We start from the raw sequence: 24,148 nt of genomic DNA on the forward strand, positions 1-24,148 counted from the left end.
GTCGCATTGATTAAGTATGTTAAATAGTAGCTTCAAGGCACCTCTCTTTCTCATCGGAACCCATTTTTGTGCTGACGACTCTGATTTACCGAAGCCAGTTGAATTTATCCCGCCCCTCCACCGAGCTGCGGGAACTGGTGGAGCGCGCCCGGATCCGCAATGCCAGTCTGAATATCACCGGGGTTCTGCTCGCAAAAGGCAGCGACGTGCTGCAAATACTCGAAGGGTCGGAAGAGAGCGTGCTTAAGCTGTTCCATAAAATCCGTGACGACAAGCGGCACAGTGGAGTGGTAGAGCTGATGCGGGACTATGGCCCGCGCAGGCGCTTCGAAAACGTCGGTATGCTGCTGTTCGATCTGCAGACGCAGTCACCGAAAGAGGTGCTGCAGTCGGTTCTGAATTACAGCAAGCTGGACAGCTATCTCACATCCGATGACCGGGTGTTCAAATTTATCCAGACGTTTATCACGGGTAAACGTCCGGCCCTGTCGGGTGCACGCTACGTACCTGAAAAATGGACGCTTTCACCCGAGGTGTTGCCCTTTGGCGAACACCTGGGGCTGATGGCCAACCAAACCTGTCAGTTTGCGCTCCAGCCCATTGTTGAGCCCTCGGAAGGGAAGATCAGTTCGCTTGAAGCCCTTATTCGCGGCAACGAAGGCGGCAGCCCGGAGCATTTCTTCAGCGCCCTCGACCCGGACAAAATCTACGAAGTCGATCTCCAGACGAAGGCGTATGCCTTTGCTCTCGCGGAAAAGCTGGGCATTGGCAGCCATAAGATTGCGGTAAACCTGCTGCCGATGTCGCTGGTGAATGTTCCCAACGCCGTGGAATTCCTGGTCAGCGAGATAAAAAAACATGGGCTGCAGCCGGAGCAGGTAGTCATTGAAGTGACGGAAAACGAGATGATCTCCGGCTTCAACCAGTTCAATAGCGCCATCAAGCAACTTCGCGGTGAGGGGATTGGCCTGGCGATCGATGATTTCGGTTCCGGCTATGCCGGTCTTTCGCTGCTGACTCGCTTCCAGCCGGACAAAATTAAGATCGACCGGGAGATAGTTAGCGATATCCACCTCAGCGGCCCGAAGCAGGCGATTGTGCGCTCCATCGTCAGCTGTTGCTCCGATCTCGAAATTACCCTGGTGGCCGAAGGAATCGAGAAGATAGAGGAGTGGTGCTGGCTCGAGTCTGCCGGGATCCGGCGTTTCCAGGGCTTTCTGTTTGCCCGTCCGCAGCTTAATGGCGTCGGTGATATTCACTGGCCGCATCTGGTGCGTTAGCCAATTTTCCTCCCGCGTTATTTCCCCTTCGCCCTGCCTGTGCTTAAATAGCTAAAACGGTTTAACATAGTTTAGCTACGAGGATCACATGAAAAAAATCTGGGTACTTGGCGATGCGGTGGTGGATTTGCTGCCCGATGGAGAAGGCAGATTGCTGCAGTGTCCCGGCGGCGCACCGGCAAACGTTGCGGTCGGTATTGCCCGGCTGGGCGGCCAGAGCGCCTTTATCGGCAGGGTTGGCGACGATCCCTTCGGGCGCTTTATGGCGAAAACTCTCGCTGACGAAAAGGTTGACGTGAAGTCTATGCGCCTTGACCCGGCGCACCGCACCTCAACGGTGGTGGTCGATCTGGATGACCAGGGCGAACGCTCGTTTACCTTTATGGTGCGCCCGAGCGCCGATCTGTTTCTCGAAACCGCCGATCTGCCGACGTTCAGCGCGGGGGAATGGCTACACGTCTGTTCCATCGCATTAAGCGCAGAGCCGAGCCGTTCTGCGACGTTTGAGGCGATGGCCGCTATTCGCGAGGCGGGCGGTTACGTCAGCTTCGACCCCAATATTCGCCCGGATCTCTGGCCGGATGAGAACGCGCTGCGCCGCTGCCTGGAACAGGCCCTGCAGAGCGCCGACGTGGTGAAACTCTCCGTCGAAGAGCTGGCGTTTTTAACCGGAAATGTCGAGGTAAACGTCGGCCTGGACGCGCTGATGGCGCGCTGCCCGGCGCGTCTGGTGCTGGTCACCCAGGGAAAAGAGGGGGTGATCGCCTGGCATGACGGCACCGTGAAGCACTATCCGGCAACGCCCGTCGAGTGTGTCGATACCACCGGCGCGGGCGATGCCTTTGTGGCGGGGCTGCTCTACGGGCTGGCCGCCGGGCAGGATCTGACGCCGGTCATCGCCTTAGCCCAGCGCTGCGGCGCATTAGCCACCACGGCCAAAGGGGCAATGACCGCATTGCCGTGGCAGCACGATCTGTAATTCCTTCCTTCACTGGCCGCCATCCGGCGGCCTGAATTGTCGCCTCGATCACACTTACTAAAACGGTTTAGCAAAAAAGATTGCCGATCCAAAATTCAGAGGTTTAGTATCAGCAACCTAAACCGGTTTAGCAATTTAGCACGTTTAATGACTTCTTTTAGGGATGCGACAAAATGTATAAAAAACGCAGACTTGCCGTGATGATAGGCATGCTGGCCGGAAGTACCTCTGTTTTTGCCCAGACGGATATGACAAGTATCGAAGCGCGTCTTGCCGCGATGGAGCTGCGCCTCCAGGCTGCGGAAACGCGTGCGCAGGTGGCTGAGAAACGCGCCACCGATGCGGAACAAAAAACGCAGCAGCTGGTGGCTGCGCAGCAGCAGACGCAAACGACAGCCCAGGCGGTGGCGCAGCGCACCACAGCGCTGGAAAAGAAGGCGGATCAAAGCAGCGGGTTTGAGTTCCACGGCTACGCCCGTTCGGGCCTTCTGATGAACGATGCGGCCTCCAGCAGCAAAAGCGGTCCTTATCTGACCCCGGCCGGAGAAACCGGCGGCGCGGTAGGGCGTCTGGGTAACGAAGCCGACACCTACGTCGAGCTGAACCTGGAGCACAAGCAAACTCTGGATAACGGGGCGACTACGCGCTTTAAAGCGATGCTGGCCGACGGTCAGCGAACCTATAACGACTGGTCAGCCGATACCAGCGATCTTAATATTCGCCAGGCCTTCGCGGAGCTGGGCAACCTGCCTGATTTTACCGGCGCGCTGAAGGGCAGCACCTTCTGGGCGGGTAAACGCTTCGACCGCGACAACTTTGATATTCACTGGCTGGACTCCGACGTGGTGTTCCTGGCCGGTACCGGCGGCGGCGTCTACGACGTGAAATGGAACGAGTCGCTGCGCAGCAACTTCTCCATCTACGGCCGCAACTTCGGCAGCGTGGAGCAGACCGACAATAACGTTCAGAACTATATTCTCAGCATGAACCACTTCGCCGGACCGTTCCAGCTGATGGTGAGCGGCCTGCGGGCGAAGGATAACGACGACCGTAAAGACACCAACGGCGATCTCATCAAAACTGACGCCGCCAATACAGGCGTTCATGCCCTGGTCGGGTTGCATAACGAGAGCTTCTACGGCCTGCGGGAAGGGACAGCCAAAACGGCGCTGCTGTACGGTCACGGGCTGGGTGCGGAAGTGAAAAGCATAGGTTCCGACGGCGCGCTGCTGTCTGAGGCGGATACCTGGCGCTTCGCAAGTTACGGTGTCACGCCAGTCGGCGGCGGCTGGAGCGTTGCGCCCGCCGTACTGGCGCAGAGCAGTAAAGATCGCTACGTCAAGGGCGATAGCTATGAGTGGGTGACGCTTAACACCCGCCTGATTAAAGAAGTGACGCAGAACTTCGCCCTGGCGTTTGAGGGAAGCTATCAGTACATGGATTTAAATCCGGAAGGCTATAAGGACCGCAACGCCGTCAACGGCAGTTTCTACAAGCTGACCTTTGCGCCGACGTTAAAAGCGAGCAAAATCGGCGATTTCTTCAGCCGTCCGGAGCTGCGCCTGTTTGCCACCTGGATGGACTGGAGCAGCAAACTGGATCATTACGCCAGCGATGATGCCTTTGGCAGCAGCGGCTTCAACGCCGGCGGGGAATGGAACTTTGGGGTCCAGATGGAAACCTGGTTTTAACCCATCACGCTCCCGCTTTGCGGGAGCGTTTCGCACATCATAAAAAGAAGTCAGGCAGAGGTATCTATGGATTTTAATCAAATCGCCCGCGAGCTTATTCCGCTGCTCGGTGGCAAGGAAAATATCGCCAGCGCGGCGCACTGCGCAACGCGTCTTCGTCTGGTGCTGGTCGATGACGCGCTTGCCGATCAGCAGGCGATCGGCAAGGTCGACGGCGTAAAAGGCTGTTTTCGTAACGCCGGACAGATGCAGGTGATTTTTGGCACGGGCGTGGTCAACAAGGTCTACGCCGCGTTTATTCAGGCGGCGGGGATTAGCGAATCCAGCAAGTCTGAGGCCGCGGACCTGGCGGCACGCAAGCTGAACCCGTTCCAGCGCATTGCCCGTCTGCTCTCCAACATCTTTGTCCCGATCATTCCCGCGATTGTGGCCTCCGGCCTGCTGATGGGCCTGCTCGGCATGGTGAAAACCTACGGCTGGGTCAATGCGGATAACGCTCTCTACATCATGCTGGACATGTGCAGCTCCGCGGCGTTTATCATTCTGCCTATTCTGATCGGCTTTACCGCCGCGCGGGAATTTGGCGGCAACCCGTATCTCGGCGCGACGCTGGGCGGCATTCTGACGCACCCGGCGCTGACCAACGCCTGGGGCGTGGCCTCCGGCTTCCACACCATGAACTTCTTCGGCCTTGAGATTGCGATGATTGGCTATCAGGGCACGGTGTTCCCGGTGCTGCTGGCCGTCTGGTTTATGAGCATCGTGGAGAAAAACCTGCGCCGCGCGATCCCGGACGCGTTAGACCTGATCCTGACGCCGTTCCTCACCGTCGTTATCTCCGGCTTTATCGCCTTGCTGATTATCGGCCCGGCGGGGCGCGCGCTGGGCGACGGCATCTCCTTTATCCTGAGCACGTTAATTGAACACGCGGGCTGGCTGGCCGGGCTGCTGTTCGGCGGGCTTTACTCGGTGATTGTGATCACCGGTATTCACCACAGCTTCCACGCGATTGAAGCCGGGCTGCTGGGCAACCCGTCGATTGGCGTGAACTTCCTGCTGCCGATCTGGGCCATGGCGAACGTGGCGCAGGGCGGCGCCTGTCTGGCGGTGTGGTTCAAAACCAAAGATGCCAAAATCAAAGCCATTACCTTACCGTCGGCGTTCTCTGCGATGCTGGGCATCACCGAAGCGGCCATTTTTGGTATCAACCTGCGCTTTGTTAAGCCGTTTATCGCCGCGCTGATTGGCGGCGCGGTGGGCGGGGCCTGGGTAGTCTCAGTCCATGTGTACATGACCGCCGTTGGTTTGACCGCTATTCCGGGCATGGCCATCGTGCAGGCCAGCTCGCTGCTCAACTATATTATCGGTATGGTGATTGCCTTCGGCGTGGCGTTTACCGTCTCACTGCTGCTGAAATATAAAACGGACTCTGAATAATGACGTTACCTTCCCGCTGGCCTGCGATCCTGCAGGCCGTTATGAAAGGTCAGCCGCGGGCGCTTGCGGATAGCCACTATCCGCAGTGGCACCCCGCGCCGGTGACGGGGCTGATGAACGATCCCAACGGGTTTATCTGGTTTGCCGGCCGCTACCACCTGTTCTATCAGTGGAACCCGCTGGACTGCGAGCATCGGTTTAAATGCTGGGGGCACTGGAGCTCTGCGGACCTGGTGCACTGGCAGCACGAGCCGCTGGCGCTGATGCCGGATGAAGAGTATGACCGCAACGGCTGCTACTCCGGTAGCGCCGTGGATAACGATGGCGTTTTAACACTGTGCTATACCGGCAACGTCAAGTTCGATGACGGCAGCCGCACCGCCTGGCAGTGCCTCGCAGTGGAACAGCCGGACGGGACCTTTACGAAGCTGGGGCCGGTGCTGGCGCTGCCGGAAGGCTATACCGGCCACGTGCGCGACCCGAAGGTGTGGCAGCACGACGGGATGTGGTACATGGTGCTCGGCGCGCAGGATCTGCAAAAGCGCGGCAAGGTGCTGCTGTTTAAGTCAGCCGATTTGCACGCCTGGGCGTCCTGCGGTGAGATCGCCGGTCACGGGGTTAACGGCCTGACGGACGCGGGTTATATGTGGGAGTGTCCGGACCTGTTCGCGCTCGACGGAACGCACATCTTAATCAGCTGTCCGCAGGGGCTGGCGCGCGAGCCGCATCGCTATCTCAACACCTATCCGGCGACCTGGATGAGCGGGGCGTTTGACTATGCAAACGCCGCGTTCGATCACGGCGACCTGCACGAGCTGGACGCGGGCTTTGAGTTTTACGCTCCGCAAACGACGCTGGCGGAAGACGGCCGACGCATTCTGATCGGCTGGATGGGCGTACCGGACGGGGAAGAGATGCTTCAGCCAACCCGGGCGCACGGCTGGATGCATCAGATGACCTGCCCGCGCGAATTACGCTATCGCGACGGCAGGCTCTGGCAGACCCCGGCGCGCGAGCTGGCGGCGCTGCGTGAAGATGAGCAGCGCTGGCAGGGGCGCGCCAGCGAGGCGCCGGACCTGGACGCGACGTGCCTGGAGTTTGAGCTGAGCGCATCGCAGGTGAATGTCGATTTTGGCGGCGTGCTGCGCCTCACGGTCGATGAGCAGGGTATACGTCTTGAACGCGCGAGCCTGAAAACCGGTGAAACGCTGACCCGCTACTGGCAGGGCGACGTCAGCCATTTGCGCGTTCTCTGCGACCGCTCCAGCGTTGAAATCTTCATCAATCACGGTGAAGGAGTGATGAGCAGCCGCTATTTTCCTGACCATCCGGCCCTGGTGCGATTCGAAGGTGCGTCCGATATCACATTACGCTACTGGTCGCTGCGCGCCTGCATGATAGAATGAGGGTTTTGGCAGCCGGATCTAAGTCGTTGTGAGAAAAACAAAACGCGTCACCATTAAAGACATCGCGGAGCTGGCGGGTGTGTCAAAAGCCACCGCCAGCCTGGTCCTGAACGGGCGCAGCAAAGAGCTTCGCGTGGCGGAAGAGACGCGCGAGCGCGTGCTGGCGATTGCAAAAGAGCACCACTATCAGCCCAGCATTCACGCCCGGTCGCTGCGCGATAACCGCAGCCACACCGTTGGTCTGGTAGTTCCGGAGATCACCAACTACGGTTTTGCCGTGTTTTCTCACGAGCTGGAAACGCTGTGCCGCGAGGCGGGCGTTCAGCTGCTGATCTCCTGCAGCGATGAAAACCCGGGGCAGGAGACGGTGGTGGTGAACAACATGGTGGCACGTCAGGTGGATGGGCTGATTGTGGCCTCCAGCATGCTTAACGATGCGGACTACCACAAGCTGAGCGAGCAGCTGCCCGTTGTCCTGTTTGACCGCCACATCAACGACAGCGCGCTGCCGCTGGTGATCACCGATTCCATTACTCCAACGGCGGAACTGGTGGCCGACATTGCGCGCCAGCACCCTGATGAATTCTACTTCCTCGGCGGCCAGCCGCGCCTTTCTCCGACGCGCGACCGCCTGGAAGGGTTTAAGCAAGGTCTGCGAGAGGCGGGCGTGGAGCTGCGCCCCGAGTGGATCATTCACGGCAACTATCACCCGAGCTCCGGTTACGAGATGTTTGCTGAACTCTGCGCCCGTCTGGGGCGTCCGCCGAAAGCGCTGTTCGCCGCCGCCTGCGGGCTGCTGGAAGGGGTGCTGCGCTATATGGGCCAGCACAACCTGTTGCAAAGTGATATCAGGTTAGCCAGTTTTGACGATCATTATCTCTACGATTCGCTGACAATCCCGGTGGATACCATTCGTCAGGATAACCGCCAGCTGGCGTGGCATTGCTTTGATTTGATTAGCAAATTGATCGAAGGGGAGACGCCGCAGCCGTTGCAGCGCAAGCTCAATGCCACCCTGCAGCGACGCTATAAGCCAGCGAAATAGCCCGGTTCGATACTTCAATAACTTTAATTAATTTAAGTTTTGGAATGGCCGATAACCATAAGGAATAATTTTCCTTGAGGTATTGGTTTATGTCGTTGAAAAAGTCGTCCCTGATCGTCCTGTTCTCGCTGCTTTTCTTCTTTGTTGTCAGCACTGTCACCAGCGTTGGCCTCATCATTAAAAGTAATAATTCCCTGGATAACGTTAACAAAGAGATCCAGGTTGTGCTGTCCATTATTGACCCCATCAACCATAGCCGTACGCTGCGCGTGCGGGTGATGGAGTATGTGAAGATGGTGGAAGCGGGCAACTCGGCAGACGGGGCTGCAAAGTTAACCGCCGTGAAGGAGGCGCTGACCAAAGCGGACCACGCCTTTGCGGCCTTTATGGCTTCGCCGCGTCTGACGGATGAAGCGCCGCTGGTGACTGCCTATCAGGACGCCTGGCAAAACTACCGCAACCAGGGGCTGGCGCCGCTGATCGATGCCGCCGAGGCGCACGATGTCGCCAAATTTAACGCCCTGATCCCGGAAGTCTCCCGCCTCGACCGCCAGTACGAGATCGTTCTCGACCAGGTCCTTTCCGTCCACCAGAAATATGCCAAAAGCCTGAACGAGAATGCGAGCAGTAACTTCGTCTCTGGCCTTGCGATCATTGCCGCTATCGCCAGCCTGTTTGTGGTGGTGATTGTCGCCGTCAGCCTGCTGATGAAGCGCTTTGTTTTTGCGCCGGTCAACCTGGCGCGCGAGCACTGCAGCCAGATTGCGGCGGGCAAGCTGGACGTTCCGGTACCGGTCAAGGGGAGCGCACATAACGAAATCGATCATCTTATGAGCTCAATGGAGCAGATGCGTCAGGCGCTGCTGGCGACCATCGCCCAGGTGCGCGACGCGAGCCATACCGTAACGCACGCGGCGCAGGAGATTGCCTCCGGAAATATCGACCTGGCGTCACGTACCGAGCAGCAGGCTTCCGCGTTGACCCAGACGGCAGCCAGCATGGAAGAGCTGAGCGCGACGGTGGCGAACAATACCGACAACGTTTATCAGGCCGGGAAACTGGTGCAGGACGCGGTGAAAAATGCCCACACCGGTGAAGCGGTGACCCGTGAAGTCATCGACACGATGAATACCATCGCGGCGAACTCGAAGCGCATCGAAGACATTACCAGCGTGATTAACAGCATCGCCTTCCAGACCAACATCCTGGCGCTGAACGCGGCGGTAGAAGCGGCGCGCGCGGGAACGCAGGGCCGCGGCTTTGCGGTCGTGGCCAGCGAAGTGCGCACCCTGGCGCAGAAAAGCGCGGTGGCGGCTAAGGACATCGAGAACCTGATTGCGCAGTCGGTCTCGAGCGTGAAAAACGGCGCGGAGCTGGTCAGCCGCTCGGGCGAGGTGATTGACTCGATTATTTCGTCGGTGAATAAAGTGAATACGCTGATGGAGCAGATCTCCGTCGCCTCCGAAGAGCAGAGCCGCGGGATCAGCCAGGTCGGCCAGGCGGTGACCGAGATGGATGGCGTGACCCAGCAGAACGCCGCGCTGGTGCAGCAGTCCGCTGCGGCAGCGGCCTCGCTGGAAGAGCAGGCGCAGCAGCTTTCGCGGAGTATTTCGAGTTTTAGTTTGCCGGTGCAGGCTTGATTGTATGAGGGGGGCTCCGCAGGGAGCCTTTTATCTACTTAATGTGCGAAACTTTCCAAGTTGCTTTCCCATGAGGTCAGCCTGTAGACCTAATAGGACTGTTTTAATACCATTTATTATATTTCACATAAATAAAAGAAATAGCAATCACCCAAACGACGCTGAGTAAAGCAGCATAGTCCGGTATAAACCGGATAAAAAAATATATCCCAAGTACAATAAGTAACGCTGGCACCAGGTAAAAAAACGACTTCAAAAGCCATAAGATTGCTTGCTTCATTTTCGCAGTATCTCGTACAAAGCGTCACCTATCACTTGCTCGTTATTATCTCCGGAGTTTACCTGGTAGATAATTTCAGACATTTGCGGCTCGATTAAGAAATATAACATCTCAATATTTTCTTTATAAAGTGCCTGGTAGTACTGAGGATCCTGGAATTTGAGTCGATTAGCCGCAGATGCCGCTACCTGAGCCTTTGAGTAAAGTGTTGCACCATTAACGAACCAAGTCGAGAATGAGTTCACAAGCCTGATATGATTTTGCTTAAAATCCCTGCTGTTGATGATCAGATTCGCAAGGGTAAAGGAGAGGGCTAACTTGCTGGCTTTAGCAGAGGCATGCTCGGCAGCTTTACCCAATAAGTTATGGATATTAGTAATCAGGTCTTTACTCTTTTGTTCGCCCAGCCTATTAAGAGTTTTCCTAAAATAAATTTCAACCATGTCCAAAGTGACATCTTTTCTGTTGTAAATTTCACCTAAGGCAAGGACTAAGCGTTTATCTTCGCGCCACGTATCACGGCAAGCGTTACGATAATACTCGTCTGGCATCAGGCATGCACCGTAGCTAACCAGGCGCTGCGTTCCCTGTTTCACCTTTTCCAGAGTTGCCATATGGTCTTCATGCATGTCTCGAAGCGAGTTTGTTAGTGCAATAGCTAACCGTTTATTCGACTGCATTTTTAGTTGCAAATAGTTTTGTGCCATTTTATATAACCTTGCAGTATCATTATCTTATTATCATTGATCATGTTTGAGAAAGGGGCAACATCGAAAATGGGAAAGCGCAAGAGTGCTTTGGTTTATGTCCTGACCATCATTATATTTTTGCTTATTATTCCTGAGATCATTTTGCGTGTATGCACGTCCGAGCAACTTGGCCGTATCAGCGACTTCACCAGTTTAGGTGGCTTGTTAAATCCACTATTATCCTTGCTCATCTTCCTGGCACTGGTGTCAATCATACTGGCCGTTATTGCTATCGCACTGGCTAAGCGAATTCTTCGTACGAGATGATTTGCCTGCAAGCGACTCATAGCGCCCGCCAGCCGTTATCGCTATGAGTCCAAAATCGTCAGCCCAAAAATTTTTATTCCCCCAGCAATATTTCCCTCCCTCATCCGTCTACCTCATCACAAGCCATAATCAGTTACTGTAAACGAGGTAAACACCATGAGAGATTTTGATATGCACGACAGAGGTCATGGGCGCGGATTCGGTCGCCACCGTATGGGCAAGGGCTTAGTCATCGGCGCGGTGATTTTCATCGTGCTCGGCCTGCTGGTGATGACCCTGTGGAACGCCTTGCTCCCGGCCATCCTCGGCGTGAAGGCCATTGGCTTCTGGCAGGCGCTGGGCATTCTGGTGCTGAGCCGCATTCTGTTTGGCGGGCTGGGTTTCCGTCCGGGGATGTTTGGCGCGCACCGCCGGATGCACGAGCGCTGGATGAACATGACGCCCGAACAGCGCGAGGCGTTTATTCAGCAGCGTCGCGAAGGGTTTGGTCGCCACGGTCGCGGCCACTGCGGCTGGCACGGTCATCGTGACGATAAGCGCGAAGACGCCACGCCAAAAGCGCCGGAAGCAGAGTGAGCGAAATGAAAGCCGGGGAGGCGGGCGGATCCATGCTGATGTCGGCGCTCAATGCCTGCCGCGCCCGGCTGACAGCCTTCATTCGCGGACGGACGTCCGTTCGCGATGATGCCGACGACATTTTGCAGGAAGTCACCTATCAGCTGATGAAAGTGGAACAGCCGGTCGAAAACGTCGCCGCCTGGCTGTTCCGCGCGGCGCGTAACGAGATGACCGACCGGGCGCGTAAAAAGCGCGAGGTACCGCTCTCCGGCTATTTTACGGGCGAAGACGAAGAGGGTTTCCCCGAGGACGAGCTGGCCGAAACCCTGTTCGGCGTACCGTATACGCCGGAAGAGGAGTACCTCAAAACGCTGCTGTGGGAAGAGCTGGGGCAGGCGCTGTCTGAACTGCCGCCGCCGCAGAGGGAGGTGTTTGAAAAGACCGAACTCCACGGCTACAGCATTAAAATGCTGGCAGAGGAGACCGGCGCCAGCGGACAGGCTTTGTTATCCCGCAAGCACAAGGCGGTGCTGTTTCTGCGCACGCGGCTGCGCGACGTCTACGACGCGCTGACGGGCGAATAGCGGCGACAGACAAAACCTTACACTTCCGGCACTTGTAGATTCATCACTATCGTTTATGATCGGGGCGTCTTGTTACTCTGGAACGTTATGCGCAACCGTCAGCTCCTCGGAAAATGGCTTTTGATCGTCACCTGTCTCGCGATGGCGCTTTGCCTCGTGCAGCGTGCGGTGATGCTCAATCATTTTTTACAGGGACTGGATCCGCAAATTTCTCTGAGTGCAGATGCCCCGGGTCAAAGTAGCAACACTGAACAGCCCGGCCCGTCGCCCTGTCAGCTGGGCGCACACTCGCTGCTTTGCGCCCAGCCGCTGTTCTTCGACGGCGCGCTACCGGCCATTATCATCTTCTTCGCGCTGCTGCAGCTGTTTACGCAAGGGCGGGTATTGGCTCCCGCGGAACAGCCCGTTCAGGCACCGCCTCCCCGAATACACCTTAAAAACTGCGTTTTCCGTGAATGAAAATCATCGTCCTCTCACGATAATTTTCACTGTTCACGGAGTAAAACATGGTTAACCTCTTCAGGGGATTCGTCTTCCTGTGGCTGTCCTGCATCGGCATTGTCCATGCGGCAGACACCGGCTGGCTGGTTTCCCCCCAAAACGATCACGCCCGCATCCGCTTTCAGGCGGAGAGGGAGCAAACGCACGTTAAAGGCCTGCTCACCGTTGAGCTGAAGCCCGGCTGGAAAACCTACTGGCGATCGCCGGGCGAGGGCGGCGTCGCGCCAAAAATCGGCTGGCCGGAAGGCGTAACGGATAGCTGGTCCTGGCCGGTCCCGTCGCGCTTCGATATCTCCGGCATGACGACGCAGGGCTATCACGATAAGGTCGCGATCCCGATTACGCTCAACGGAGTGAAGGGCGACACGCTCGACGGGACGCTCACGCTTTCCACGTGCAGTAACGTCTGCCTGCTGACGGACTACCCGCTGCATCTCGATTTTACCCAGCCGGTAGATGAGGGCTTCCGTAGCGAGTTCGAGCAGGCGATGCGTGCCGTGCCCGGTACGTCAGGCGTATCCAGGGATCTCTCCGCATGGCTCGCTGGCGACAAGCTGGTGATTACCGGCACGACGGACGGGAAGTGGGATAATCCGGGGATCTACTTTGACCCGCTGGAGGGTGACATTCTTCCCGGCGAGCCGGTCATCAAACACGACGGCAATACGCTTCGGGTGACGGTACCCGTGACCGACGAATGGGGCGATAAACCCGCCTCGCTGGAGGGCAAGAGGCTGTCGTTTGTGCTGACCAGCGGCGGCAATGCGCAGCAAACCACCATGACCGTTGGCGCGACGCCCGCAGCGTCCTCCGCGCCTGAAGGGACGGGAAAAATGGTGCTCTTTGCGCTGCTGGGCGGGCTGATCCTCAACCTGATGCCCTGCGTGCTGCCGGTCATGGGCATGAAGCTTAACAGCATCCTGCAGTCGGGATCGGACAGGCGCGCGATCAGGCTGCGCTTTCTGGCCACCAGCGCCGGGATCCTCACCTCCTTTATGCTGCTGGCGGGGATGGTGACCGCACTGAAGCTGGCCGGGGCGTCGCTGGGGTGGGGCATTCAGTTCCAGAACCCGTGGTTTATCGGCCTGATGGTCGCCGTCACCTTCCTGTTTGCGCTGAACCTGTTTGGCGCGTTTGAGATGCTGCTGCCTTCCGCCGCCACGGGACGGCTGGCGACGGCAGGGGGATCGGGGATTGGCGGCAGCTTCTGCGAAGGGATGTTCGCCACGCTGCTTGCCACGCCGTGCTCCGCGCCGTTCCTCGGTACGGCGGTCGCCTTTGCCCTTGGCGCACCGCTACACTCCCTGTGGCTGATCTTCCTGATGCTCGGCGTGGGTATGAGCCTGCCGTGGCTGTTTGTTGCCCTGGTGCCGAAAACGGCCATGCTGCTGCCGAAACCCGGCCGCTGGATGAACACGCTAAAAGTCGTTCTGGGCCTGATGATGCTCGCCTCCAGCCTCTGGCTGGCAACATTGTTGAGCGTGCATCTGGGCGAGGCGGTCAGCCAGATTGTGATGCTGGTGCTGACTGCCGTCGCGCTGGCGCTGTTCGCGCTGAAGGGGCAAAAATCCTCACCGCTGTTCTGGCTCGTGGTGATCGCGCTGTCGGCGTTTGGTGGGTATCAGGCGCGCGGGCTGCTTAACGCGCCGCCTGCCGCTCCGGCACAAAATGCTGCGCAGACCATCCCGTGGCAGCCGCTCAGCGAGGAGGCCATCCAGCAGGCGCTGGCGCAGGGGAAACGGGTGTTCGTGGATATCTCGGCGGACTGGTGCGTGACCTGCAAAGTTAACGAGCATCGGGTGCTGAATCAGCCGGACGTTATTGCCGCGCTGCGCCAGCCGGACGTGGTGGCCCTTCGCGGAGACTGGAGCCAGCCGTCCGCGTTTATCGCCGATTTTCTGGCGAAGCGAAACCGTTACGCCATTCCGTTTAACGCAGCGTATGGCCCCGGTCTGCCTGAGGGGGAAATCCTCTCGCCGCTGCTGGACAAGCGCACTTTGATCGCCACCCTGAATAACGCAAAAGGCTAAACGTATTATGAAAAAACTCCTTATTACGCTTCTGCTCCTGCTGGCGCCGGTTCAGGTGTTCGCTGCCCAGCCGCTAACGCTGGACCAGGAGCAGCGTGCGCAGAAGATGGTGTATGATTTTCTGTTTAACGATCCAAACTCCCCGCGCATCGGCGCGAAAAACCCAAAGCTCACCCTGGTGGTGTTTACCGACTACAACTGTCCGTACTGTAAAAAATTCGATCCGTATCTGGAGAAGATCGTCGAAAAACACCCGGACGTGGCGGTAGTCTTTAAGTTTTTACCTTTCCGCTCGGAAAGTTCGCTGACCGCCGCGCGCGATGCGTTAACGCTCTGGCGTCAGGAGCCCGGGCAGTTTATGAAGCTTAACCACACCCTGATGGCAAAAAAGGGGTACCACGATGACGCCAGCATTCAGGAGGCGCAGAAGCGGGCGGGCGTGAGCGTCGCGACGCCGGATGAGGAGAGCCTGATGACGATCAAGCGCAGCCTGATCGTCGCGGAAAAAATGGGGATCCAGGGCACGCCCGCCACGCTCATCGGCGAGGGATTGCTGCCCGGCTGGGTGCCGTTTGAACAGTTCGACGAAATGGTCAGTGACGCACTGAAAAACCGCTAACCTGAAGGGGGCGGAATGCCCCCGACAAACCGGAGAGGGAAATGAAAAAATTACTGTTACTTTCAGCGTTGACGGCGTCAGGGCTGGCGCAGGCGGCTGAAGCCATACCGGACGTGGTGAAGCACTTCGGCGAGCAGCAGAACATTAAAATCATCAAGAAGCTGGATGCGCCCGGCGGCGCGCCCGCCTGGCTGGGGCAGTATCAGGACATGGGCGTGACGCTCTTTTTAACGCCGGACGGCAAGCACGTCATCTCAGGCTATCTGTACGATGACAAAGGAAAAAACCTCAGCGAGGGCTATTTCCAGAAAGAGATCTACGCCCCGATGGGACGCGAGATGTGGAAGAACCTCAACGCGGCGCATCCCCTGAAGGAAGGGGCGGATAACGCCCCGCGTAAGGTCTTTGTCTTCGCCGATCCGTTCTGTCCGTACTGCAAGCAGTTCTGGGCCGAAGCGCAGCCGTGGGTGAAGGCGGGCAAGGTGCAGCTCAACACGCTGCTGGTGGCGTTTCTCAACCCCAACAGCGGACGTAACGCCTCGGCGATTCTGAATGCGAAAGATCCGGTTTCGGCCTGGCGCGAATATGAGCTTTCAGGTGGCAAAAAATTACCGAAGCCAGAGGGCGAGGCTTCCCGCGAAACGGTAGCGATCCTGCAGAAGCACCAGACGCTGATGGACAGCCTGGGCGCTAACGCCACGCCGGCCATTTACTATCTGAATGCGGAAAATGAGCTGCAGCAGGTGGTCGGTATGCCGGATGCGCAGCAGCTTGAGGCGATGTTCGGGCCGAAGCCGTAAAAAAACAGGCAGAAACGGGGCGTTTCTGCCTGATGGCATTTAGCTTCCCCAGCGTCCTTTCAGGTAGTTCACCGCCTGCTGGGTCTGCGGCTGGTTCAGGTAATCTTCCCGGAACAGGATGGTGCCGTTCACGTTGGGCAGCGAATCGTTGAGATCGAGCTGCTTTTTCAGCTCCGGCACGCCGCCCTGAACCGTCCAGTCCGGCTCGTTTCTCGACGGCTCGCCCACCTTGTAGAACGCAATGCCGATATACAGGCGAGTGTGGGTCGGCTTCACGACGTCGGCCCACCATTTGGTCAGCACGTCGTAGCGCGCGGCGTCCCGGGAGAAGGGCCAGTAAATCTGCGGAGCGATGTAGTCCAGCAGGCCCTGCTGAACCCACTGCCGCGTATCGGCGTAGGACTCATCGTAGGCCGCGGCGCCACGGGTGTCCGAGCCTGCCGGGTCAAAGGAGCGGTTACGCCACACGCCCGCCGGGCTGACGCCAAACTCAACGTCGGGCCTGGTCTGTTTAATCGCGCGGGAAACCTGGACGATCAGCTGCTGCGTGTTGTGTCTACGCCAGTCGGCCTTTGAGGCAAATCCCTGACCGTACTGCCGCCAGGTCTGCGAATCATTGAGCGCGGACCCCGGCGATTCGGCGTAAAAATAATCATCGAACTGCACGCCGTCTACCGCGTAGTTCGCCACCACTTCGGTCACCACTTTGGTTATCCAGTCGCGCACTTCCGGAATGCCGGGGTCGAGCACAAAACGGTCGCCCGAGATGCGCACCCACTCAGGGTGCTGGACATAGACGCTGGACGGGGTCTGATAGGCGGTCCGGTTCAGGGCGGCGATGGTGGACGGTTTGGTGTTGGTCGACACGCGGTACGGGTTGAACCAGGCATGCACTTTCATGCCGCGCTTGTGCGCTTCATCCAGCATAAACTGCAGCGGATCGTATCCCGGATACTCGCCGATGTTGCCCGTCAGCATATCCGACCACGGCAAAATTTTTGATGACCAGAGGGCCGTGCTGTCCGGCTTCACCTGGAAAAACACCGTGTTAATGCCGAGGCGCTTAAGGTTGTCGAGCTTGCTTGTCAGCGCCTGCTTCTGCATCGCGATGCGCTGGTCCGCGCTGCGGCCGTTCACCGAGGCCACCGGCGGCCAGTCGAGACGTGAGACGGTCGCCAGCCAGATCCCGCGCATCGGCTCGTTTGCCTGCTGCGTCGGTTTGCTCGCGGTGGGAAGAGGGGTAACCAGTGATTTCGGCGGTTTGGAGGAGCAGCTCACAAGTAAAAGCGCGCAGGCAGACAGCGCACCAATACGTTTTACGTGTCGCGTCATTTGCGTATTAGCTCTTGATAATCCGACTGTTGGCCCAGGGATTAAAGGCGGGCGCCGCCTGTTCTGTGCTTACCTCATCGTTGAGGGAGTCCAGATACAGGGCTTCCACTTCCGCGCGCGCCCACGGGGTACGGCGCAGAAATTTCAGGCTCGATTTAACGCTGGGATCTTTTCTGAAACAGTTAATTTTGATTCGGTCGCCCAGTTCGCTCCAGCCGTATTTTGCCACCAGGGCATTGACCATCATCTCCAGCGTTACGCCATGCAAGGGATCTTTGGAAATATGTGCAGTCATAGGTGTCCGGATGTCTCAATGTTTGTGGGGGCAGGGTTTCCGGTGAAAGGGTACAAGAAAGCAGGGGAAGCGGCAATAATATCAAGATCCCCCTTTTTTTGGGCATTAGTTCTCTTCTAACTATTTGTATAATCAATAGAGTAACAATGAAAAACAGGTATACCGATGACGCATAATCAGGTGCTGGGAATCGATCTCGGGACAACGAACAGCGCGGTCAGCGTTTGGCTTGAGGGGCGGCCAGTGCTGGTTACGAATAAAATTGGTGAGGTTCTGACCCCTTCAGTCGTGGGTCTTGATGATGACGGCAATATCCTGACAGGCCGTCCTGCCCGGGATCGTTTACAAACTCACCCGCATCTCACGCAGGCGAGCTTTAAGCGTTTCATGGGGACAGACATCCAGCTTCCGCTTGGGCTAAGGCAATTTCGTGCGGAGGAGTTATCTGCTCTGCTGCTTCGCCAGTTGAAAGAGGATGCTGAAGCCTGGCTTGGCCAGGCTATATCCGATGCGATCATCACCGTTCCGGCTTATTTTAATGATGTACAACGACGGGCGGTAAAAAATGCTGCCAGCCTGGCCGGCCTGAATGCCATCCGCCTTTTAAACGAACCTACCGCAGCTTCTCTTGCTTTTGGGTTACTGGAAAACAGAGAACAAAAATATCTCACTTTCGATCTTGGCGGTGGGACATTCGATGTATCCATTATTGATATGTTTGAGGGCGTGGTGGAAGTCCGTGCCAGCAGCGGAGACGTACGCTTAGGTGGAGATGATTTTTCGGATGCCATTCTGCAATGGATGTTGCAACAACACCCGGCTCTAAAAGCAGCCCCCGATACGGTGAGGGCCGAGCTGCTGGCGAAAGCCGAAAGCATGAAACTGACGCTTAGCCAGCATGCACAGGCCGAGGTCACTCTATGCTGGAATGATACGGAGTGGCGATGGTTAATGAATGAAGAGCAATTTGCCCAGTGCTGCAAACCGCTTTTAAATCGGCTTCAACATCCTGTTCAGCAGGCGCTCAATGATGCGCGTTTCTCCGTGCGCGATCTGGACCATATCCTTCTGGTGGGAGGGGCGACGCGCATGCCACTCGTCCGCCAGACTGTCGCGCGACTTTTTGGTCGCTTCCCACGTCACGATCTTCATCCCGACGAAGCCGTAGCCCTTGGTGCTGGCGTTCAGGCCGGTATGGTCATGTCTGATGTCGCCGTGGAGGATATCATTCTCACGGACGTGATGCCTTTTTCTCTGGGTGTTGAAGTTGCCAGGCGGAGTTCGGAGCGTCTTGAGACGGGATTTTTCCTGCCACTCATCGAACGAAATACCTTTCTACCCGTGAGTAAGATGGAGACAGTCAATACCGTTGAAGATAATCAACGCACTGTATTGCTGAAGATCTACCAGGGGGAGGCGCGCAAAGTTCGCGATAATATTTTTCTGGGTGAAATGAGTATTGATGTCCCACCTGCACCGGCGGGAGAGGTCTCTCTGGATGTCCGCTTTACCTATACCCTCGATGGTTTGCTGGAAGTCGAATGTCAGTGTCAGGGAAACCCCGCCATCTCAAGACGGATTATTGAAAAAGTGCCGGGGCAGATGAGCGATGAACAAATTGCCGAGAGTCTGCAAAAGCTCGCCGCACTCAAAATCCACCCTCGCGATCGTAAGGAAAACGTCGCGCTGTTGGCTCGCTGTTCGCGACTCTATGAACGGCTGCTGGGGGACGAGCGAGCCTGCATTGACCGGCTTACAACAGAATTTGAGTGGGCTCTTGAGAGTCAGGAGCCGCAGCGGATTGAACGTTCTGCACGAGAGGTTGAACTTTTTCTCAATAGCTACGAAGGGGTCAGGTAGATGAGCATCTGGCAAACTCTTGATATTGCTCCTACAGAGGATGAATCGGAAATTCGGCGAGCCTACGCACGCCAGTTAAAAAAGAATCGTCCTGATACCGACCCCACTGGTTACCAACGCCTACGGGAAGCCTTTGACGATGCAAAACGCTTAGCAAAGGAAGGCAAAGAGAAGGATCCACAACGTGTTTTAGTTGATGAACCAGCGGCAATGGTTGATCGTCAGGAAGAAACTGATGAACGCGTGACCGTTTTCTTACCAGAGCGCGAAGCGTTATATACGGAACAGGAAATATCTGCTCTGGCTTATAAGCTCGTCAACGAAGAAATATCCGGCATTGCTTCTCTCAAGCATCTCTCCGCCCGCATTAACGGGCGAGGAAGTCTTGAACAACAACGGCTTTTCAGTCAACGTCTTGCCGCTGCACTGGCTGAACAGGCTGGATTAACTGAAGCGCAACTTGATATCGTGGCGGAAATGCTGAACTGGCGGATACATGATTACGACTTTAGCCATATCATCCCGCTTTACCTTCAACACGCCATTAATCATCAGATCCGCCAAACTGAAATCCTCCGAGCCTGGCAGAAAATGGAGGCGGAAGGGAAGCAGGGATCATGGCGGGAGAGGCTGGCTATTAAGCTGCTCAGAAGTGAACGACCGAACGTACCTTTTTGGATACGATTATTGCCGGGTTTGATTGAAACTATGGCAACACGATATCAATACGTACTGCAATCTTTTCCGGAAATCCTCCCCCGGCTCAATCCTTTTATTCTGCAGTTCCTGCAGAGAGCACGATTAGGCCTCACATCGGCGGGTCTTTTCTTATTGGCATTCTGGGGTTTTCTTTTCAGCGCTATTTTACCCTCCACTGGGGGTATTACCCTCGTCAGTACCATTACAATTGCAACGCTTATTTTCTACCTTTACGTCAGCGATATGGTGTTGATAAGCGCCCATTCCAGACCCAGATTGCTCAGCGCTTTTTTAGGCATTGAGTTCCTGCTTTCACTCATTATTATTCAGTGGTTCTTTGGCGGACTCTATTTTGCTGCTCTTTCGGCCATTACTACACCCGGTCTGGGGCCACCACTCCTGATGACGGCGATCTTTTTGCTGCTGTCGGCGATAGCCGTATGGGCAGTGTGGCCGAATCGAAAAGTACCGGCGATCCGCTTGCCCGGAATTATCATGAGCAGGCTCTTTTCCAGTCCATGGCGGATCCTTGAGGTGATGAATTTCGCCTGGTATAGCTTTATCTGGCTTTTCATTCATTACTTTATTTGTGCTGCGGTTATGGCGGCGCTGATTAATCAGTTTAGTGAGAGATGAATTAAATATGGCGCTCTAATAATAAAAGGTCACCCGGCTTAAGCCAGAGTGACCTTATTAAATTTTCAGCTATTTATTTCTTATCAGCGAACAGCTCCGGCGCCCACGGACGCGGATCCACCTCCATAAACGGCGCGCGCTCGAAGCGGTCCTTCAGCGCCCACGGCACCGTGCAGTCGAAGATGGTCTTGCAGGAAATGCCGTTTGCGCGAATTGAGGTGCTGTAATCCGGCGACTGGGACGGATCCAGCTGGTGGCCGCGGATCCCCGGAATATTGGTGATGCTGACATCGCCCTGCATGCGGGTGGTCATCGCCCACAGGATGTCGTCGCTGTCGAAAATATCCACGTCTTCGTCGACAAGAATGATGTTCTTCAGCTCCGAATAGGTGGCTAAGGCAATGAGCGCCGCCTGTCCCTGACGGCCTTCGTCTGACGGCTGGCGTTTTTTCACCTGCAGGATCCCGAGGAATTTACCGCCGCCCGCGGTATGCGCATAGACGTTTTGCAGGAAGCCCGGAATCGCCTCTTCAACGGCATTGCGAATGCTGGCTTCCGTCGGTAAACCGGCCAGGGTGGTATGCTCTTCTCCCGGTCCTACCAGCGTTTGCAGGATCGCGTGGTTTCGCATGGTCACGGCTTTCACTTTGATCACGGGCAGGGACGGGTTCGCCTCGCCGCAGTAGCCCGGGAACTCCGGCATCGCGTGGCCGGTGTTGGTATGCTGATCTTCTCTTACGCGCACGCCCGGAAGCACTTCGCCCTCGATGATGATTTCCGCCCGCGCGATCGCTTTCTCTTTTACCGCCACGCCCTGCACCAGTTCGACCGGCTGCTGGCGCAGCGCCCCGGCGACGCCCAGCTCGTTGTAGCCAAACGGCGTGGTGGGCGCCTCAAAGCACGCGCCGATATAGATGGCAGGATCGAGCCCCATATTGATCGTCACCGGCAGCGGTTTTCCGGCCTCTTCCGCCTTTTTGCGGAAGACTTCGATATGCCGACCGGCGGCAAGGAACATGGAAAGCTCGTCGCGCTCCTGAACGCAGAGGCGGTGGATGGTGACATCCGTCAGCGAGCTGTCTTCCGGATCGCTTGCCAGCACCAGCCCCAGACAGAAGAACGGGCCCGCATCAATCGGCGTGTTTGTGGGGGCCGGAAGAAGCTTGCGCAGGTCGAAGTCAGGGTCGTCTGCGTAGAAAACCTGTTCCTGGCAGGGCGCCTGCGAGGCCGGAACGACAACCGGCGCAACCGGCTTTTTCACCGCCTGGCCGACGTGTTTTGCAAGTTCAGAGGGCTCGCAGCCCAGAAGGAGCGCGGCACGCTCGCGGCTGGCGTGCATGCCCACCAGGATGCGGGAGCCCGGATAGCCCTTCACGCTGTTGAACATCATGGCCGGGCCCGTACGGGTTGGACGTTTTACCGTGCCGCCCGCGCCGATATGGCGGTAGACTCCCGCCAGCTCCGCGTTGGGATCGACCGGATAATCGGTTTCAAGATACTGCCCTTCGTGGCGCTGAAGCAGGGCGATGGCGCTGCGGAGATCGTTGATCGGGTTTTCCATATTTTCCTCCCTCGTTTGAATACCTCCATTTTTATGGCAATGACCAATAGCATCAATTGCATCATTACTGCTAAATTGATAAGTAAATTAATATCAAAAAAGGAAGCGTTCCGTGCAGTTTCGTCAGATGCGCCATTTCATCGTGGTGGCCGAAGAGCTCCACATGCACCGGGCCGCTGAGCGTCTGAACATGGCGCAACCGGCCCTGAGCCAGCAGATAAAGGCGCTGGAAGAACGTTTAGGCGTCACGCTCTTTAGCCGGGCGAACCGCCGCTTAACCCTGACGCCCGCAGGTGAAGCGTTTCTGGTGAAAGCCAGGCTCGCCATCTCCCTGACCGAGCAGGCGGTTCTGGACGCCAGGCAAACGGCACGGGGCGAGCAGGGGGTATTAAACCTGGGGTGCGTGTCGAGCGCGATGTTCGACGGCAGGCTGCCCGCCGCGCTGCGCCAGATGCATACGCGCTGGCCGGCCATTACCATGTCGCTGGTGACGGGAAACGTGCAGACGCTCTACGCGGCCGTGCAGAGCAACCAGCTCGATGTGGCCATTATCCGGGCGCCGCTGCCGTCGCTGCCTGACGATCTGCAAAGCCGCCCGTTCACGTCAGAGAAAACGGTACTTGCGCTGTATCGTCAGCATCCGCTGGCGGGATCTTCCGCGCTAACGCTTTCGTCGGTGAAGGACGAAAAATGGATCTCCCTGCGCGACCCGGAGGGAATGGGGCTGGAACAGTACTTTTATGACGCCTGCAGCGGGGCGGGCTTTCAGCCGGACGTGGTGCAAAACGCGACCGACGTGCCCACCGTGATAAGCCTGGTCTCGGCGGGGTTTGGGCTGGCGCTGCTGCCCGCCTCGGCAAAGGCGGTGAGCGTTGAGAACGTGGTGTACGTGGACATCCTCGACCGGCTCCGGGAAAGCGAGCTGACGCTGGTTTGCCACCGGATTATTCGCTCAGAAGTGCTTAAAAAATTCCTGATTACCCTCGATCATACCTGACGCCCGGCGGCCTGCAGCAGCTGCTCGCGCAGCCAGGCATTTGCCGGATCCTGGCTGTTTTTCGGGTGCCAGTACATGTAGATGGTAATCGGCTGGAGCGGCAGCGGCGGCGCAAAGAGATCCAGCGTGCCGGCAAACTGTTTCAGCATCCGTTCCGGCAGGGTGCACACCAGGTCGGTACCGGCAACAAGCGCAGGCGCCACGGCGTAGCTCTGCGTGGACATCGCGACGTGCCGCTGGTAGCCCAGCCCGGCCAGGGTTTGATCGACAAAGCCGGTAAACGGATCTCCCGCCGATGACACCACCAGATGAGAAAGCGCGCAGTAGCTTTCCAGGTCTAACGCTCCGGTCCCGCGCGGATGGCCTTTGCGTTGGGCGGTGGCAAACGCATCGTCGAGCAGTTTGCGCCTCACCCAGCCGTCATGGGCGCCCGCGCTTACGCCGATGTAGATATCCACATCTCCGGTTTCGAGCTGCTGCGGCAGTTCGGACATCTGTGGCAGGGCGAAGCGCAGGCGAATACCAGGAGCTTCGGTACCCACCTGGTTAAGCAGCCCGGTGCCCAGCATCAGCGCCGGGTTTTCGTGCAGCGCGATAACAAAGGTTCGGGTGCTGGTCTGGGCATCAAACGTGGTGGGAGAAAACATCGCGCTGATGCCGCGCAGCACGCTCTCTACCTGCGGCTTAAGCGCTTCCGCTCGCGGCGTGGGCAGCACCCCACGTCCATGTGGGGAGGGAATAAACAGCGGTTCGCCAAACAGCGTTCGCAGACGCGCGAGACGGGCGGACAGCGCGGGCTGGCTGATGCCCAGCCGCGCGGCCGCATGGGTGATATTCCTGTCCTGAAGCAGGGCGTCCAGGGTCAGGATCAGGTCGATGTCCATGTCAGAGACGAACGTCAT

22 protein-coding genes are annotated in these 24,148 nt (G+C 57.3%); 17 read left to right on the forward strand and 5 right to left on the reverse strand.

The genetic code is table 11. The annotated features are described in order from the left end of the window. Positions 1-68 precede the first annotated feature (68 nt). From FOY96_RS10230 to FOY96_RS10260, 7 genes are all read left to right on the forward strand, one after another. Positions 69-1,280 (forward strand): diguanylate phosphodiesterase, encoded by a 1,212-nt coding sequence (locus tag FOY96_RS10230; protein ID WP_143346973.1) that lies wholly within the window; start codon positions 69-71, stop codon positions 1,278-1,280. An 88-nt stretch (positions 1,281-1,368) separates the two neighbouring features. Then, positions 1,369-2,259 (forward strand): fructokinase, encoded by an 891-nt coding sequence (gene cscK / locus FOY96_RS10235; protein ID WP_143346974.1) that lies wholly within the window; start codon positions 1,369-1,371, stop codon positions 2,257-2,259. A 173-nt stretch (positions 2,260-2,432) separates the two neighbouring features. Further along, a complete protein-coding gene (locus FOY96_RS10240; protein WP_143346975.1) occupies positions 2,433-3,950 on the forward strand; it encodes a carbohydrate porin in 1,518 nt (505 codons plus the stop codon). A gap of 66 nt (positions 3,951-4,016) precedes the next feature. Continuing rightward, the gene (locus tag FOY96_RS10245) at positions 4,017-5,387 is read left to right on the forward strand and encodes a sucrose-specific PTS transporter subunit IIBC (protein ID WP_032656958.1); all 1,371 of its coding nucleotides are present in this window, start codon (positions 4,017-4,019) and stop codon (positions 5,385-5,387) included. Beyond that, positions 5,387-6,793: a sucrose-6-phosphate hydrolase gene (locus FOY96_RS10250; protein ID WP_143346976.1), complete on the forward strand. Its 1,407-nt coding sequence runs from the start codon at positions 5,387-5,389 to the stop codon at positions 6,791-6,793. Before FOY96_RS10245 ends, FOY96_RS10250 begins: the two co-directional genes overlap by 1 nt. 28 nt (positions 6,794-6,821) lie before the next feature. Beyond that, entirely contained in the window at positions 6,822-7,838 is a 1,017-nt protein-coding gene (locus FOY96_RS10255) for a LacI family DNA-binding transcriptional regulator (RefSeq protein ID WP_029741322.1), read from the forward strand. Positions 7,839-7,927: 89 nt separating this feature from the next. After that, positions 7,928-9,478: a methyl-accepting chemotaxis protein gene (locus FOY96_RS10260; protein ID WP_143346977.1), complete on the forward strand. Its 1,551-nt coding sequence runs from the start codon at positions 7,928-7,930 to the stop codon at positions 9,476-9,478. A 276-nt stretch (positions 9,479-9,754) separates the two neighbouring features. Here FOY96_RS10260 and FOY96_RS10265 read toward each other — a convergent pair whose 3' ends face one another. Beyond that, complete coding sequence (locus FOY96_RS10265; protein ID WP_165356698.1) at positions 9,755-10,465, reverse strand: hypothetical protein; 711 nt, start codon at positions 10,463-10,465, stop codon at positions 9,755-9,757. 69 nt (positions 10,466-10,534) lie between these two features. Here FOY96_RS10265 and FOY96_RS10270 point away from each other — a divergent pair, with 69 nt between their 5' ends. The 7 genes from FOY96_RS10270 to dsbG all read left to right on the forward strand — a co-directional run bounded on the left by FOY96_RS10270 (position 10,535) and on the right by dsbG (position 15,866). After that, positions 10,535-10,774: a hypothetical protein gene (locus FOY96_RS10270; RefSeq protein ID WP_094935024.1), complete on the forward strand. Its 240-nt coding sequence runs from the start codon at positions 10,535-10,537 to the stop codon at positions 10,772-10,774. A 156-nt stretch (positions 10,775-10,930) separates the two neighbouring features. Continuing rightward, positions 10,931-11,350, forward strand: a complete 420-nt coding sequence (locus tag FOY96_RS10275) for a hypothetical protein (RefSeq protein ID WP_094935025.1) — start codon at positions 10,931-10,933, stop codon at positions 11,348-11,350. Positions 11,351-11,355: 5 nt separating this feature from the next. Then, the gene (locus tag FOY96_RS10280; protein ID WP_143347768.1) at positions 11,356-11,916 is read left to right on the forward strand and encodes an RNA polymerase sigma factor; all 561 of its coding nucleotides are present in this window, start codon (positions 11,356-11,358) and stop codon (positions 11,914-11,916) included. 87 nt (positions 11,917-12,003) lie between these two features. Continuing rightward, on the forward strand, positions 12,004-12,375 hold the full coding sequence (locus FOY96_RS10285) for a hypothetical protein (protein ID WP_143346978.1): 372 nt from the start codon (positions 12,004-12,006) through the stop codon (positions 12,373-12,375). Positions 12,376-12,422: 47 nt separating this feature from the next. Then, on the forward strand, positions 12,423-14,447 hold the full coding sequence (locus FOY96_RS10290; protein ID WP_143346979.1) for a protein-disulfide reductase DsbD family protein: 2,025 nt from the start codon (positions 12,423-12,425) through the stop codon (positions 14,445-14,447). Positions 14,448-14,454: 7 nt separating this feature from the next. Next, complete coding sequence (locus FOY96_RS10295; RefSeq protein ID WP_064672569.1) at positions 14,455-15,066, forward strand: DsbA family protein; 612 nt, start codon at positions 14,455-14,457, stop codon at positions 15,064-15,066. Between the two features lie 41 nt (positions 15,067-15,107). Next, the gene (gene dsbG / locus FOY96_RS10300) at positions 15,108-15,866 is read left to right on the forward strand and encodes a thiol:disulfide interchange protein DsbG (RefSeq protein ID WP_143346980.1); all 759 of its coding nucleotides are present in this window, start codon (positions 15,108-15,110) and stop codon (positions 15,864-15,866) included. Positions 15,867-15,905: 39 nt separating this feature from the next. On the opposite strand, the gene FOY96_RS10305 is transcribed toward dsbG, so the two are convergent. Further along, positions 15,906-17,198, reverse strand: a complete 1,293-nt coding sequence (locus FOY96_RS10305; protein ID WP_143346981.1) for a glycoside hydrolase family 10-like protein — start codon at positions 17,196-17,198, stop codon at positions 15,906-15,908. A gap of 7 nt (positions 17,199-17,205) precedes the next feature. Then, positions 17,206-17,493, reverse strand: coding sequence for a VF530 family protein (locus tag FOY96_RS10310; protein WP_033145603.1), 288 nt, complete (start codon positions 17,491-17,493; stop codon positions 17,206-17,208). Between the two features lie 165 nt (positions 17,494-17,658). On the opposite strand from FOY96_RS10310, the gene FOY96_RS10315 reads away from it, so the two are divergent. Then, a complete protein-coding gene (locus FOY96_RS10315) occupies positions 17,659-19,353 on the forward strand; it encodes an Hsp70 family protein (protein ID WP_143346982.1) in 1,695 nt (564 codons plus the stop codon). Then, complete coding sequence (locus tag FOY96_RS10320; RefSeq protein WP_058840934.1) at positions 19,354-20,688, forward strand: J domain-containing protein; 1,335 nt, start codon at positions 19,354-19,356, stop codon at positions 20,686-20,688. It begins immediately after the preceding gene. A gap of 73 nt (positions 20,689-20,761) precedes the next feature. On the opposite strand, the gene FOY96_RS10325 is transcribed toward FOY96_RS10320, so the two are convergent. Further along, entirely contained in the window at positions 20,762-22,249 is a 1,488-nt protein-coding gene (locus tag FOY96_RS10325; RefSeq protein WP_143346983.1) for a UbiD family decarboxylase, read from the reverse strand. A gap of 112 nt (positions 22,250-22,361) precedes the next feature. On the opposite strand from FOY96_RS10325, the gene FOY96_RS10330 reads away from it, so the two are divergent. Further along, the gene (locus tag FOY96_RS10330) at positions 22,362-23,246 is read left to right on the forward strand and encodes a LysR substrate-binding domain-containing protein (protein WP_033145589.1); all 885 of its coding nucleotides are present in this window, start codon (positions 22,362-22,364) and stop codon (positions 23,244-23,246) included. On the opposite strand, the gene FOY96_RS10335 is transcribed toward FOY96_RS10330, so the two are convergent. Further along, positions 23,237-24,148: a LysR family transcriptional regulator gene (locus FOY96_RS10335; protein ID WP_143346984.1), complete on the reverse strand. Its 912-nt coding sequence runs from the start codon at positions 24,146-24,148 to the stop codon at positions 23,237-23,239. The genes FOY96_RS10330 and FOY96_RS10335 overlap by 10 nt on opposite strands.

Source organism: Enterobacter asburiae, from assembly GCF_007035645.1.
GTDB classification, from domain to species: domain Bacteria; phylum Pseudomonadota; class Gammaproteobacteria; order Enterobacterales; family Enterobacteriaceae; genus Enterobacter; species Enterobacter asburiae_B.